Origin of the sequence: Ligilactobacillus murinus (assembly GCF_003288115.1) — a bacterium.
GTDB lineage: Bacteria > Bacillota > Bacilli > Lactobacillales > Lactobacillaceae > Ligilactobacillus > Ligilactobacillus murinus.
This window is the reverse complement of record NZ_CP023565.1, coordinates 2,056,902-2,070,757: the sequence shown is the minus strand read 5'-3', so window position 1 is coordinate 2,070,757 and position 13,856 is coordinate 2,056,902. Positions and strand designations below refer to the sequence as shown.

At 41.6% G+C, this 13,856-nt stretch carries 12 protein-coding genes; 6 read left to right on the top strand and 6 right to left on the bottom strand.

All coding sequences use genetic code 11. The features are described 5' to 3' along the window. Nucleotides 1–7 precede the first annotated feature (7 nt). From CPS94_RS10060 to CPS94_RS10050, 3 genes are read left to right on the top strand one after another with little or no spacing between them, the layout of a single operon-like run. The gene (locus CPS94_RS10060) at nucleotides 8–1,168 is read left to right on the top strand and encodes a cation:proton antiporter (RefSeq protein ID WP_004050836.1); all 1,161 of its coding nucleotides are present in this window, start codon (nucleotides 8–10) and stop codon (nucleotides 1,166–1,168) included. Nucleotides 1,169–1,193: 25 nt separating this feature from the next. Continuing rightward, complete coding sequence (locus CPS94_RS10055) at nucleotides 1,194–2,696, top strand: sodium:solute symporter (protein WP_004050837.1); 1,503 nt, start codon at nucleotides 1,194–1,196, stop codon at nucleotides 2,694–2,696. A 23-nt stretch (nucleotides 2,697–2,719) separates the two neighbouring features. Then, nucleotides 2,720–3,682 (top strand): acetylxylan esterase, encoded by a 963-nt coding sequence (locus CPS94_RS10050; protein ID WP_004050840.1) that lies wholly within the window; start codon nucleotides 2,720–2,722, stop codon nucleotides 3,680–3,682. A 51-nt stretch (nucleotides 3,683–3,733) separates the two neighbouring features. Here CPS94_RS10050 and CPS94_RS10045 read toward each other — a convergent pair whose 3' ends face one another. The 4 genes from CPS94_RS10045 to CPS94_RS10030 form a co-directional block, all read right to left on the bottom strand. Beyond that, nucleotides 3,734–4,636: a DUF6681 family protein gene (locus CPS94_RS10045; RefSeq protein ID WP_004050841.1), complete on the bottom strand. Its 903-nt coding sequence runs from the start codon at nucleotides 4,634–4,636 to the stop codon at nucleotides 3,734–3,736. An 11-nt stretch (nucleotides 4,637–4,647) separates the two neighbouring features. Continuing rightward, complete coding sequence (locus CPS94_RS10040; RefSeq protein WP_004050842.1) at nucleotides 4,648–5,118, bottom strand: hypothetical protein; 471 nt, start codon at nucleotides 5,116–5,118, stop codon at nucleotides 4,648–4,650. Nucleotides 5,119–5,197: 79 nt separating this feature from the next. After that, complete coding sequence (locus CPS94_RS10035) at nucleotides 5,198–5,620, bottom strand: Fur family transcriptional regulator (protein WP_004050843.1); 423 nt, start codon at nucleotides 5,618–5,620, stop codon at nucleotides 5,198–5,200. 49 nt (nucleotides 5,621–5,669) lie between these two features. After that, the gene (locus CPS94_RS10030; protein ID WP_004050844.1) at nucleotides 5,670–6,248 is read right to left on the bottom strand and encodes a guanylate kinase; all 579 of its coding nucleotides are present in this window, start codon (nucleotides 6,246–6,248) and stop codon (nucleotides 5,670–5,672) included. A 153-nt stretch (nucleotides 6,249–6,401) separates the two neighbouring features. Here CPS94_RS10030 and CPS94_RS11445 point away from each other — a divergent pair, with 153 nt between their 5' ends. Together CPS94_RS11445 and CPS94_RS10025 are read left to right on the top strand one after the other, a co-directional pair. After that, nucleotides 6,402–6,569 (top strand): hypothetical protein, encoded by a 168-nt coding sequence (locus CPS94_RS11445; RefSeq protein ID WP_004050845.1) that lies wholly within the window; start codon nucleotides 6,402–6,404, stop codon nucleotides 6,567–6,569. A gap of 133 nt (nucleotides 6,570–6,702) precedes the next feature. Continuing rightward, nucleotides 6,703–8,094: an APC family permease gene (locus CPS94_RS10025; protein WP_004050846.1), complete on the top strand. Its 1,392-nt coding sequence runs from the start codon at nucleotides 6,703–6,705 to the stop codon at nucleotides 8,092–8,094. A 56-nt stretch (nucleotides 8,095–8,150) separates the two neighbouring features. Here the strand turns inward: CPS94_RS10025 and CPS94_RS10020 are convergent, their stop codons facing one another. Together CPS94_RS10020 and CPS94_RS10015 are read right to left on the bottom strand one after the other, a co-directional pair. Then, nucleotides 8,151–9,326 (bottom strand): cation:proton antiporter, encoded by a 1,176-nt coding sequence (locus CPS94_RS10020; protein ID WP_039936402.1) that lies wholly within the window; start codon nucleotides 9,324–9,326, stop codon nucleotides 8,151–8,153. Nucleotides 9,327–9,506: 180 nt separating this feature from the next. After that, complete coding sequence (locus CPS94_RS10015) at nucleotides 9,507–11,126, bottom strand: peptide ABC transporter substrate-binding protein (RefSeq protein WP_112194145.1); 1,620 nt, start codon at nucleotides 11,124–11,126, stop codon at nucleotides 9,507–9,509. Nucleotides 11,127–11,301: 175 nt separating this feature from the next. On the opposite strand from CPS94_RS10015, the gene CPS94_RS10010 reads away from it, so the two are divergent. After that, nucleotides 11,302–13,713 carry a Xaa-Pro dipeptidyl-peptidase gene (locus CPS94_RS10010; protein WP_004050849.1) on the top strand — a complete coding sequence of 804 codons (2,412 nt, stop codon included), beginning with the start codon at nucleotides 11,302–11,304 and terminating at the stop codon, nucleotides 13,711–13,713. Nucleotides 13,714–13,856: the final 143 nt, after the last annotated feature.

The following is a 13,856-nucleotide window of genomic DNA, read 5'->3' as shown; positions in this document are numbered from 1 at the left end:
ATCTTAGATGTCTTATCTGCTCCAATTAGTCATCATCTTATTACTTACCAAACTCGGAGCTCATCTATCAAACATCTTCAACTTTCCTAGTGTGATCGGTGAGTTGTTGGTCGGAGTCCTAGCTGGTCCAGCAGTCTTGAACCTCCTAGCCCCCAATACTTTTACCCACTACTTTGCTGAACTTGGAGTGATCGTATTGATGTTTATCGCTGGGCTGGAAGGTGATCTCAAGGCTTTGCTCCACTATTGGAAGCCTTCCTTGACTGTGGCGATCTTAGGGGTGATCGTCCCGACGGCAAGTGCCTTTTTGTTGTGCTATTACGTTTTTGGCTTTAGTGCTAAGACGGCGATATTTTTAGGACTGATCTTAAGCGCTACTTCAGTCAGTATCACTGTTCAAGTCTTACGCGAGATGCAACGTTTAAACAGTCCCGAAGGCTCCATGATCTTAGGCGCTGCAGTGGCTGATGATATTATCTGTGTTATTTTGCTGGGGATCTGTGTCTCACTTTTTGGGACCACAGCAACTTCACCACGATCGATCTCCTTGATGCTTGGCTTGATGTTATTGTTCTTTGTTCTTGCTCTTAGCTTAGGTAAATGGTTCGTTCCTAAGTTTTTAGCTGTTTTTAGTCGGTTAAATGCAAGTGAAAATGAAACGACCGCAGCTTTGGTCCTTTGTTTTGGTTTTGCTTTTTTAGCAGTCAGTCTGGGGATGAGCGATGTTTTAGGAGCTTATTTTGCCGGTTTGGCGATCTCCGAGACCAACTTTAAAGAACGACTCGCTTTAAAGATCGAACCGATCGGCTATGCGGTCTTTATCCCCGTCTTTTTTGTCAGCATCGGGTTAAATATCAGTTTTGTTGGCATGAGTAAAGATATCTTATTTATCACATGTTTGATCATCATTGCTATCTTGGGCAAACAGATCGGTTGTGGTTTGGGAGCAAGATGTTTTGGCCTATCTACCAACGCTGCAAACATTGTTGGCGCGGGGATGGTCTCACGTGGCGAAATGGCGCTGGTCGTTACTAACGTTGCCTTAAGCACCCATCTGATCGATCAAAATCACTATACGGCAATGATCGTCGTTACCGTCATTACAACTTTGATCGCACCACTGTTATTGAAATATTACATTCAAAGATCCACACAATTAGAAGTTTAAATTCAAATACGAGGTGAATTTTATTATGGAAAAAGTAGGTTTTGGACTGACAAACTGGATCGTCGTTATCTTATATTTAGTCGGAATGTTACTAGTTGGCGCATACTTTACCAAACGTTCAAGTAAAGATACCGATGCTTTCTTCAAAGCTGGCGGTAAGATCCCGGCTTGGGCAGCTGGGATCAGTATCTTTGCGACCACACTTAGCTCGATCACTTTCATGTCGGTGCCTGAGCGGGCCTTTCTCTCAGACTGGTCATATGCGATCGGATCATTAGTTATCATCCCGATCATCCCGATCTTAAATCATTATTATGTCCCTTTCTTTCGCAAGTTAAAAGTCACGACCGCTTATGAATATCTTGAAGCGCGCTTTAGTCCGCTGATCCGTGCCTTAAGTAGTTTGCTATTCATTATTTATCATATCGGACGGGTCGCGGTGGTAACTTACCTACCTGTATTAGCGGTCGCTTCAGTGACTGATATCGATCCTTTACTCGTTGCAGCCTGTGTTGGGATAATGTGTATCATTTATACCTTCCTTGGTGGGATCGAAGGGGTCATCTGGAGCGACGTGATCCAAGCCTTCGTTTTGATCGGTGGGGCTTTGCTCATCATCTTTATCGGGGTCTTCTCGATCGATGGTGGCTTTGCGACTGTTGCCCATACCGCCGCTAGCAACCACAAGATCCTCTCCAGTGCTGACTTTAAGATCAATGATCTAGCAGCTTTTGTTCCATTGATCTTTGTTGGTCAGTTCGTCAATAGTCTGTATCAATACACTGGTAGTCAAGACGTTGTCCAACGCTACCAAACCACTAAATCTTTGAAAGATACGATCAAATCACTTTGGACAACTGGTTTTCTTGGCATTTTGACGATCCCCTTGTTCTTTGGAATGGGAACGATCCTCTACACCTTCTACCAAAATGCTGCTAGCTTACCAAAAGATTTCAACACCAGTGCGATCGTACCTTACTTTGTCATCACACAACTTCCAGCTGGGATCGCAGGTTTTGTTATCGCCGGGATCTTTGCGGCGGCACAATCAACGATCGCCTCAAGTTTGAACTCGATCTCTGCTTGCTTTGTAACTGACTTTAAACAACGCTTCTTTAACAATAAATTCAAGGGGATGTCAGACGTTACTTTAGCCCGTTTGGTGATCATCATCGCTGGTGTCATCAGTACTACGATCACAGTTTACTTCACGATGGGTAACACTTCCGATACTTGGAACGTCTTCTTGACTGTTTCTGGGCTCTTCGGGGTCCCTGTGGCTGGGCTCTTTGCACTAGGGATCTTCACCAAACGGGCCAATGCACGCGGAGTCTTGATCGGATTTGCTTTAAGTGTGCTTTTGGCCTTCTACGTTGATTCTTTGCATATCTCTTCTCTTTTAGTAGCAACTGTTTCCTTCACTGCCGCTGTTGTTTTAGGCTACCTAGCTAGTCTACTTTTCCCAGGAAATAACAAAGATAACCAAGGTTTAACGATCTACACGCTCAAGGATAAAGTAAAAAATTAAAGTGAGAGGAATTTAAATTTATAATGAAAGATACGATGAGTTTAGTTGCAATGCAAAATTATCAGGGGTCCTTCCCCACGCCTAATGATTTTCATGAATTTTGGGATCAACAATTAGCCTCACTTAAGATCCCCACTAAAAAATTGACCCCACTTGCCTTCAAGATCCCTCAAGTTGAATGTTATAGTTTAACTTTTCCGGGAACAAACCACGGTCAAGTCTATGCTAAATGCCTTTTCCCTAAAAGTGAAAAACCCGTGCCAACGATCTTTTATTTCCACGGTTATATGGGACGATCTCCTGATTGGGCAACTTTGTTAAGTTTAACGGCAGGTAAAGCTGGTGTCGTAGCTATGGATGTCAGAGGTCAAGCAGGGCGTTCACTTGATCACGCCACTTTTGATGGGACCACCGTCAAAGGCCAAGTCATTCGAGGGGCGACAAAAGGACCGAAACACCTTTTCTTCAAGGATATCTACTTAGATGTCTATAGTTTGATCGAGCTCGTTGCCCAGTTACCTCAAGTCGATGAAACTAAACTCTATAGCTATGGCAGTTCACAAGGCGGGGCGTTGGCGTTAGTCGCTTCTGCGTTAAATCAGCGCATTCAACAAACGATCGCGATCTATCCTTTTTTAGGTGACTTTAAGCGGGTTTTAGAGCTGGGCAACCACAGTGAAGCCTATGATGAGCTTTTCCGTTACTTTAAGTTCTCCGATCCTTTCCATAAGACCGAAACTAAACTCATGGAAACTTTGGCCTATATCGATATCAAAAATCTTGCCCAACGGATCCAATGTCCTGTCAAAATGATCACCGGGCTTGAAGATGAAGTTTGTTTCCCCTCAACGCAATTTGCGATCTACAATCAGATCACAGCACCAAAAGAACATTTGATCTTACCAGAGTATGGCCATGAAGATATTTATGTTGGGGTCAACGATCAAGTCTTTAACTGGTTATTTGAAACACAGATCACTGACTAGTAAATAAAGAAGACTCACTGTGATGCAAATACGCATCATAGTGAGTCTTCTTTATTTATCGCGCCGACGTCGTAAAGTTTTATCAACAGCATTGACTCTTTTTACTTGTTCGATGTCTTCTCTGATCTCAGAGCCTAAACGGGACAATTCCTCTTCTTTAGGACGATATGCGACCTGGATCTCTAGTTTATACGGTTCATCTTTTTGCATCATCGTTGACCGGCCCGCAAACTTATATGGACCACCTGTCAAAGCGACAGCTGCTAAAGAAAGGCGATAACGTTTCAAGGCTTCGATCCCTCGTAGTAGCCCTACTTGGGTCACTTCGCCGAGTTCTTGGCGTTCGATCTGATTGACGCCACCATAGACTAACAATTTACCATTGACCTCACGCAACTCGTAATATGGTAAGGCTACCGGTTCATTTAGTGCAAAGAAACGATCACCACTTTTAGCCTTTTTAAAAAGCTCTTTATCTTTACCACCAAAATCAAGCTGGAGATACCCGACCTGCTCTAATTGAGCCACGACCTTTTGTAAATTCTCACGTTGCTTATGGTTTGTTCGCAATGTTGATGGCAAAAACTCTTCATCTTTGAAGATCCCATTAGTCTGCATAAAACCTGGGGCTACTCCAGCATTTTCTGCGGCACGTGTATCAGGGATCTTGACGCCCAACATTTTTTCAACTTTAGGCGAGATATCGAGCTTTGAGACCCGATCTTCCGTAAAGAAGTACAAAATATTGAGATATGTGAAATACAGTAACGCTAAGAAAGCTAAGATAAACAGCAGACCACGAACGATAAAACCATTCGCAAAAAAGCGGTAAGCAACATAAAGCAAATAGAAATTACCTACACCCCCAACGACCGTATAGATCCGATTTTTGAGCGTAGCATTCATATTAAAATAACCAATATAACTATTGATCATCCCTAAAATACTAAACACATTCTTACCCCCTATTGCGCATTATTATCCTGCGTTGTATTGTTATCATTTGGTTGCGTATTATTTTGTACGCCATCTTGTTTGGTCGACTCACGTTCAGTTTGGTCAGTTTTTGCACTAGAGCTACTACTTTGACGCGTGGCCGAACTTTGTGCTTGACTATCATCTTGTGTCGTATCGTCTTCAACACTGCTTGAGGTCTTATTTGCTGAGCTTGTTGTCTCCTCATCATCCGTCGTTGAAGTTGAACTGACTTTATCTGAGCTTGAACTCTTATCCTCGTCATCACGCTCGCTACTACTTGCTCGCTCACTATCTATAGAACTTGAGATCGAGCTAACACTGCTGGAGGAAACTTTTTCAACGGCTTTTCCTTCAGAAGTATGAGTCACTTTGTTGACCGCCACATTGGTAGCCCCCAAGGCCAAAACGATCGACAGGATCGCAAATGGTGTCAACAAAGGCGGTGTACGATATGCCATTTTATTACCCCCAATTTTTTTCTTACTACTCTAATCCTACTACATCTGTGGACCTAGCTGTTTAAAGATTTGCTAAATTTTATTGTAACTTAGCACATTTTGGACAAAGACCATAGAGCTCGAATCGGTGGCCTTCGATCACACAGCCTTCCAATTGATCTTGAAAGATCGCCAAAGGACACATCTTGACCTCACGTACTCGCCCACAATTTTGACAGATGAAGTGATGATGGTGTAACCGATCAAAATCACATTGATATTTAACACAGGCACCTGTAGGCTTATTCTTGGTCTCAATGATGCCTAATTCACTAAAATCTTTTAGATTCCGGTAAACCGTATTATAACTCATCCCTGGATAAAGCTGTTTCATATGCTCAGTCACTTGGGTAATACTGACATATTGTTCTTTAAAACCACATAAGTACTCTAACAAGCTACGTCTTTGCTTGGTGATCCGATAATGGTGGCTTTGCAACACTCTGAGTGCTTCATTGATCAAGCCTATCCCCCTAAAGAATAATTATTACTATTTACTATGATACCATGCTTTACGTTAAAATATCAGCTACGAGTTGTTCGAGTTTAACATAGGTCTGCTGGAGTTCTGCATTTTGCAGTACATTGGCCTTAGCACGCAATTGTGCCGGTAACTTCGCATCTCGTTTAGCTTCCTTACTTGCCAGTCGTTGCTTGATCTTAGCTTTTTTGTCACCGCGCGCATACAAACGCTTGACTTGCACTGCTTTAGAAGGTAATTCTAAAAAAATCACCGTCAGTAACTTTGCTGGCAATTTATCTAAATAAGTCAAAACACCCTGGGTATCTAAAACGATCACAGCCCGCTTAGTTTGGTTTAAAGCACGCTCAAGGCCTTCAAATGAAGAGCCATAATAATTATCATCGTAAGTAACATACTCTAGATAGTGTTTATCAAAGAACGTTTCTTTTGTTTCAAAATAATAATCGCTACCATCTTGCTCACCGTTTCGCTTGGGACGTGTTGTGTGAGTCACCACTTTAGTAAATCCTAAATTTTTGGTCAAATACGTTTGGACCGTCGTCTTGCCACTACCAGGAGCACCACAAATAATAAATAAATTTCCGTCTAATGTTTTCAAAAAAATCACCTATTACTCTATCTTAAACTAAACTTGATCCTTTTTTCTTGCAAAATAAAAGCATCCATTATAAAATTGTAAGCGTTGACAGATGTTGCATCTATTTTTTTAGATACAACATTGCTGTCAACTTTATTCTATACTTAATGGAGGGGTATTACTATGGAATTTGGCGAATTTTCAAAAGCAAACTACTCGATTTCCCTGGATACGAAAAGCCAACTTTTCAGTGCCCGCTCAAATGATAACCCTAAATTTGAAGCAACGGGCGTGACGATTCAAGATGCACTCTCTGAATTGTCGAAATTAGACGCTAAGATCCGCTTATAATCGTAGTTAATTAAAATATTCAACCTTGAGGCCACAATTGATCGTGGCCTCTTTTTATTAAAAACTAATTGACATTTAATAATACAACCCTTATTATAAAGTAATTAATATTATGCAAAGAGGTATCTTATCTATGAGTATTAAGGAACGCGTCTTCAAAAAAGAAAGTTTAGATCGTTATTTAGCTGAAGACGGCAAGTTTAACAAAACGCTTAGTGCTAAAGATCTTATCTCCATGGGGATCGGAGCCGTGATCGGTACGGGGATCTTCATCTTGCCTGGAACTGTTGCCGCCCTTCATAGTGGGCCAGCGATCACGATCTCCTTTGTGATCGCAGCGCTCGTTTGTTCGACGGCTGCAATGTGTTACGCTGAATTTTCTTCTGCTTTACCGATCGCCGGCAGTGCCTATTCGTTTGGTAATGTCGTCTTCGGTGAGATCGTCGGTTGGTTTTTAGGCTGGGCTTTGATCTTAGAGTATATGCTGTCTGTTGCTGCGGTCTCAACTGGTTTTTCCGCCTATTTCAATTCTTTATTAGCTGGTTTTGGGATCCACTTACCTAAAGCGATCACGGGACCCTTTGATCCAGCCAATGGGACTTTTATCAATCTGCCAGCTGTGTTGATCGTTTTATTTATTGCTTACGTGCTTTCACGGGGCTTACGGACTTCAATGACGATCAATTCGATCGTGGTTGTCATCAAGATCGCGATCATCATCTTATTCCTATTAGTTGGAATGTTTTATGTCAAACCCGCAAACTGGGATCCATTCATGCCTTTTGGTACTAAAGGTGTCCTAGTTGGGGCAGCTCAAGTCTTTTTTGCTTATCTGGGCTTTGATGTGGTCGCTTCTTCGGCAGCTGAAGTCAAAGAACCCGCTAAAAATATGCCTCGTGGGATCATCGGAACGTTGGCGATCTGCACGTTACTTTACATCTTAGTTTCGATCGTCTTGACCGGGATGATCTCTTATACTAAGTTAAACGTCGCTGACCCAGTTTCCTTTGCGCTTTATGCTGTTAAACAAAATTGGGTCGCAGGAATCATCTCAGTCAGCGCTTTGGCGGGAATGTTCACGATGATGGTAACGATGGTCTATAGCTCTTCACGTTTGATCTACTCGATCGGGCGTGATGGCCTTTTGCCTAAGTTCTTAGGTCAGATCAATGAAAAGACTAAAACACCAGAAAAAAGTATGTTGATCGTTACCGTGATCATTGCCTTGACCGGTGGCTTTTTCTCCCTCAACCAATTGACAAACTTAGTCAATATCGGGACATTGTTGGCCTTTATGTTCGTCTCACTTGGGGTCTTACCATTGCGTAAGCGAAAAGATATCCCAAATAAAGATGGTTTCAAAGTACCATTTTATCCTGTCTTACCGATCATCTCGGCTATCTTGTGTGCTGTGATGTTAGCGCAACTTTCTTTGGAAACTTGGACTGCTGCATTCGTCTGGTTTGCAGTCGGAATGGTCATCTACTTTAGCTACGGGATCAAACACAGTAAGATCAACGAATAAGCGCCATATGCATAAAAAATGGACTCATTACATCGTTGTAGTGAGTCCATTTTTTATTATCCTTTAGCTGTTTTCTTTTGGCGCATGATCGCTTGTTTTAACATGAATGGCGCAATGATCGTTGTCAAAATGATCACGATGATCACACCTGAATAGTATTCACTCGTCAAAAGTTTGGCACTGTACCCTACTTGCGCAATGATCAATGCCATTTCACCCCGTGAGACCATCCCGGCCCCAATGATATCAGCCGAATGCCAATCCATTCCTAAAGCTTTGGCTCCAGCACCACAGCCGATCCATTTGGTCAACAAAGCCAAGATCGTCAACGGAATGATAAATACGAGATCTGATAAGAAACCCTCAAAGGTCATATGCAAACCGATGCTGACAAAAAACATCGGAATAAACACGGCATAGCCGATCGGTTCCACACTTTCTTCAACTTCACGCTTATAACCAGTTTGAGCTACTGCGACCCCAGCGAAAAATGAACCAACGACGCCACTTAAACCAACTAATTCAGCCAAATAAGCCATTCCTAAGCAGATCACTAAGGACATCAAGATGACTGAAGCCGAAACTGACATCTTTTCACCGATCCGCATCAAAGTTGGGGTCACCCACTTGAAGACCACATAGATCCCTATAAAATACAAGACTTGTAACGTGATCCCTAAAGCTAGATTAGACTGAACATGACCACCGCTACTCTTAGCCACATCACTGAAGATGCTGACTAACACACTTAAAATGATAACAGCTAAAATATCATCGATCACGGCCGCTCCCAAGATCGTTGTCCCTTCCTTTGAGTCAAGGCGACGTAATTCTTTAAGGACTTCAACAGAGATGCTGACTGAGGTCGCTGCAAATGTGACCCCTAAAAAGATCGCTTGCTCATTATTAAAATCAAAGAAACGCCCTAAAATATAGACCAAAGCTACTGGGACCATGATCCCACAAACCGCTACTGACATCGATGGTTTGAAATACTTCTTGAGTAAGCCAAGATCACTTTCGAGCCCTGCCATAAACATCAACAAGATAACGCCGATCTCGGAAAAAGTATGCACAAAATCATTTTCAACGACCCAGCCTAAAACTGCTGGGCCTAAGATGATACCAACTAATAATTGCCCAATTACAGCTGGCATACCGATCCGGCGACTAAAATGTCCAGCTAAAGCCGTTGACAACAGCACCAGACACAGGATTCCTAAATGTTCCATTATTATTTTCCCTTCCCCTCTTAAAGCTACTAATAGCTATAGTTACAGCATATTCAATAAAATTAATTATAACTAAAATTTAACCCTCTATCTACTAAAATACTTATACAACAATTAGAAAAAAAGCCGATATGATTATTACATCGGCTATTTTTTCAAATTATTAAATTTACCTAAACACTATTTGAGTTCAACATCGCGGTACAATAACACTGTCCCGTATGGTGAAATGTTCAAGCCCTTGACCCGTGAGCTTAAGAGATAGGTCATAGCCCCTTGATAAACAGGTGCCGTATAGGTGTCATCTTTGATCAAATGCTTTTCAGCATCGATCAAAGCCTCCCAACGTTTGGCCGGTTGACTTGCATATTCGCCCGCAGCCTGATCAAGATCGTTCCAGAATTCTTGATTTTGATAATCAGTATTCAGGTGATATTGACCCCCATCGCTGATAAAGTTGACTGGATCAGCATAGTCAGGTTGCCATGTTCCATAAACTACATCGTAATCGTAAGCCGTTGTGGCTGCTAACCGCGATTTAAGTGGAATTGCACGTAAATTGACCTTTAACCCTGGTAAGTTTTGCTCCAATTGACTTTGGAGATAATTTCCGACTTGTTTAGCTTCATTTGTGTCCGAAGTCAAAACTTCTAGCGTCAATTCATTTTGACCCAATTCTTTTTTAGCTTGTTCCCATTCACTTTGAGCAACCTTTTTATCATATGGTAATAAGTCTCCAGCTTGTTTGCGGTATTCTTTACCCGTTTCGGAGTTATATGCAAAATCAGCTGGTACGATCCCGTTCAATGGTGTACCCGCATTCAAGACATTTTTCACCAATAACTTCTTATCAAAGCCTTGCGCGATCGCCTTTCTGGCATGCACATTACCTGTAATATCGCGTTTCGTATTGAAGCCTAAATAACCGATCAATGGGATCTTCTTAGAATGATAACCCGGGTTATTAGCATATTGTTTAGCAAATTCATTGCCTAAGATCGTGTAATCTAATTTATTTGTTTGGAATAATTTTCCTGCTGTTGACGTATCTTTGACCACTTGGATGTCAGCACGTTTCAATTTTACATTCTTTTTATCCCAATAATTATTGTTTTTTACATAGCTCCAAGTATCATTGGTTCCTTTCCAACCACTAACAACAAATGGTCCATTATAGACAGTTTTGTCAGAAGTTGTTCCATATTTATCACCATATTTAGTAACAACTTTTTCATTTTTAGGGAAGAATGGTGCGCCTGTCAAAAGCTCATCCAAGTAGCTGATCGGTGCTTCAAGTTCAACCTGCAAAGTTTGATCATCTAAAGCTTTGACACCTAATTGATCTGGTTGCATTTCACCCTTACGGATCGCTTGCGCATTTTTGATCGGATCTAACCGTTGTGAGTTTGGCGAAGCTGTCGCAGGCGCGATCAAATTTTGCCAAGCATATACATAATCTTTTGCCGTTACAAGAGCACCGTTTGACCACTTAGCATCCTTACGCAACTTAAAAGTATACACGTCTTTTGCCTCATTATGTGAAACACTTTGAGCGCCAGCCAAGACTGGTTTACCCTTGCTATCAAAGCGATATAAGCCTTCAAAAGCGTTGTCCATCGCTTCTAAACTGATCATATCACTATATTTAGCTGTATTTAAAGTTGCCATTTGATCACTGACAGCAGCTTTCATGGCTTGTGGATCTGAATTACTTTTACTATTCTTACTGTTGCTACAACCAGCTAAGATACCGCCAGCTAATAAGATCCCTACAAATGCCATGAGATTTCGTTTCTTCATCTTGAATTCATCTCCCTTATCTAAAGTATTTAACAATACAATTTTGCACTATTTGATCGTATTTAGCAATAATTTTTACTCACAAATAGGAAATGTTTTTTCGAGTATCACCACTAGTATTTCTATGAGTAAACGACTATAATTGACACATCAACTCTACAAGGGGGCTTTTAGCATGAAGATCAACCAATTTGCCCATCTAGTTGCCGATGCTAAAACTAAAGCACGTGAACTCAATCAGATCGGCTTTTTAAACTGTGATGTACAACATAACGATGATTTAAACCATATCTGGATCCAATTTATCCTTGCTTGTTTGCCACATTTAAAGACGCCCGCAGCAAAGAAAGCGTACTTGAGCGATCTTTTGGCCACACCAACACTTGATGTCGTCGAATTCAAACAAAGCCAAACAGTGGATTTAAAAACTTTTTATTTGGTAGCACTGCAATTGCTTGATTTTGAAGCTGAGACTGATTTTGATATCAACGATCCACTTAGTTCAATGGATAAACTTGGACTTTACCATGCACAACAACTTAATGATCGCACCGACCTGATCAATGCGCTATATGATCTGCTCTGCACCCAGACTAAGCACGGACAGACTCTACTTGATCGCTTAGCTGCCTTGGGCTATTTCACAAAATTCTATGAGCTACCTGCGATCAAAAAGCCTCTATTCTTTAACGGCAAGGCGCAACCGATCTTTGATACTGACAAGCTGATCCGAGAAGTCGTCTATGTCGAAGCCGCTGTCGATTCTGATCACGATGGTAAATTGGATCTGTTAAAAGTTGAGATCATTCGGCCTAAAGATACAGAGCACGGCCTCAAAGTGCCTGTTTTATATACGGCTAGCCCCTACAATCAAGGGACTAATGATTCTTTAGGTGCCAAAATGTTACATCCAGCGACCGCGAAATTAACACATAAAACGCCGACTACGACCAGCTATACTGATATAAAATTCGAAGCCAAAGCACCAAACTTACCTCCTAAGCGTGAAGTCGCCGGACGTTCAACACGAGCTGAAGAGACCTTTGATCGTGAATTGAGCTACACTTTAAATGACTACTTCTTGGCACGTGGTTTTGGCGTCGTCTATGCTGCAGGGATCGGAACGCGCGATTCAGAAGGCTTTCGTACTTGTGGCTCGCAAGAAGAAACTAGCTCAACGACTGCCATCATCGAGTGGTTGACAGGAAAACGTCGTGCCTTCACCAATCGCAGTGAAAATATCGAGATCAAGGCCTGGTGGTGCAATAAAAAGGTTGCAATGACTGGAAAATCCTATCTCGGAACTTTAGCCACGGCCGCTGCAACTACTGGGATTGAAGGCTTAGAAACGATCATTTCCGAAGCAGCAATCTCTAGCTGGTATGATTATTATCGTGATGGCGGACTAGTTGTTTCACCCGATGGCTATGTTGGCGAAGACGCCGATGTTTTAGCCCAAGAATGCTTTAGTCGACGTAAAGATCTGGCACAATACCAAAAAATTGCTACCAAATGGCAAAAGCAATTGGACTTGCTCTTTGCTGGTCAAGACCGCCAGACTGGAAATTATAATCGCTTTTGGGATGAACGTAACTATCTAAATAACGTCGCTAACATCAAATGCGATGTTGTCTTAGTACATGGTTTGAATGACTGGAACGTTAAACCGCGGAATGTCTTTAATCTCTATCAAGCCCTCCAAGAGCTACCGGTCAAGACCAAATTGATCTTACATCAAGGACAACACATTTATATCAATAATTTTCAGTCACTTGATTTTACCGATATGATGAATCTTTGGTTGTCACATAAACTCTATGGGATCGATAATCAAGCGACTACTGTTTTGCCTGACGTTTTGATCCAAGATAACGTTGAGCCTGATACTTGGAAAACTTATTCTACTTGGCAAGCACTGACTACAACTAAACTTTGGCTGACACAAGCAGGAAAGCTAGCTGATACTTCTGATACAGGGACTTTAAGCTTTAACGATCAACTGACACCTAAGGCTTTCGCTAAATATCAAGTAGAGCTTGACCTTTGGAAAAATGATCTTGTTAGTTCTGAGGCTTCACCGCTTGAAAAAGCCCGCTTAAAATTCCAAACAGCTCCTTTAAAGCAGCCATTGATCATCAGTGGTGCACCTAAACTCAGTGTGAATATGGCTTGCTCAGCTGATCACGGTCTACTCAGTTTTATGCTCGTTGATCTTGGTAAAGCTAAACGTCTAAATGAGACGCCTACTGTCCTTGAACCTAAGGGGATCTTGGCGGGCTATAATTGGCGCGAAAATGATCTCGTTGAGTTTACGCTAGGAAAAGCTACGCCCTTTAAACTCATCAGTAAAGGCCATATCAATTTGCAAAATCGTACCGAACTTTGGCGAAATGATGAGCTTTTAGCTGATAAATTCTATCAACTTGAAGTAACACTACAGCCAACACATTATCAGTTACCTGCTGGTCGGCGCCTAGGACTGATCGTCTATGCTACCGACATGTTTGGTACGCTACGGGGAAACGAAGATATCAGTTATATCTTAGACCTAGCAAAATGTTATTTAGAACTTCCTCAAGCCAACTAAAAAAGAGACTGTGACATAAGTAAAAAGATATCTTCGATCCTAAACATTGGAATTGAAGATATCTTTTTTTATCCTGAAAATACTAATTTTTAAAACTTTACAGGGCCAAGTAACAACTAAACAATGAATACCGATCCTTAGCG

What these genes read in the sequence shown, in the direction of transcription:
- CPS94_RS10010 (WP_004050849.1), top strand. Translation starts at nt 11,302, where the DNA reads ATGAAGATCAACCAATTTGCCCATCTAGTTGCCGATGCTAAAACTAAA.
- CPS94_RS10020 (WP_039936402.1), bottom strand. Translation starts at nt 9,326, where the DNA reads ATGGAACATTTAGGAATCCTGTGTCTGGTGCTGTTGTCAACGGCTTTA.
- CPS94_RS11445 (WP_004050845.1), top strand. Translation starts at nt 6,402, where the DNA reads ATGGAATTTGGCGAATTTTCAAAAGCAAACTACTCGATTTCCCTGGAT.
- CPS94_RS10055 (WP_004050837.1), top strand. Translation starts at nt 1,194, where the DNA reads ATGGAAAAAGTAGGTTTTGGACTGACAAACTGGATCGTCGTTATCTTA.
- CPS94_RS10060 (WP_004050836.1), top strand. Translation starts at nt 8, where the DNA reads ATGTCTTATCTGCTCCAATTAGTCATCATCTTATTACTTACCAAACTC.
- CPS94_RS10040 (WP_004050842.1), bottom strand. Translation starts at nt 5,118, where the DNA reads ATGGCATATCGTACACCGCCTTTGTTGACACCATTTGCGATCCTGTCG.
- CPS94_RS10015 (WP_112194145.1), bottom strand. Translation starts at nt 11,126, where the DNA reads ATGAAGAAACGAAATCTCATGGCATTTGTAGGGATCTTATTAGCTGGC.
- CPS94_RS10050 (WP_004050840.1), top strand. Translation starts at nt 2,720, where the DNA reads ATGAAAGATACGATGAGTTTAGTTGCAATGCAAAATTATCAGGGGTCC.
- CPS94_RS10025 (WP_004050846.1), top strand. Translation starts at nt 6,703, where the DNA reads ATGAGTATTAAGGAACGCGTCTTCAAAAAAGAAAGTTTAGATCGTTAT.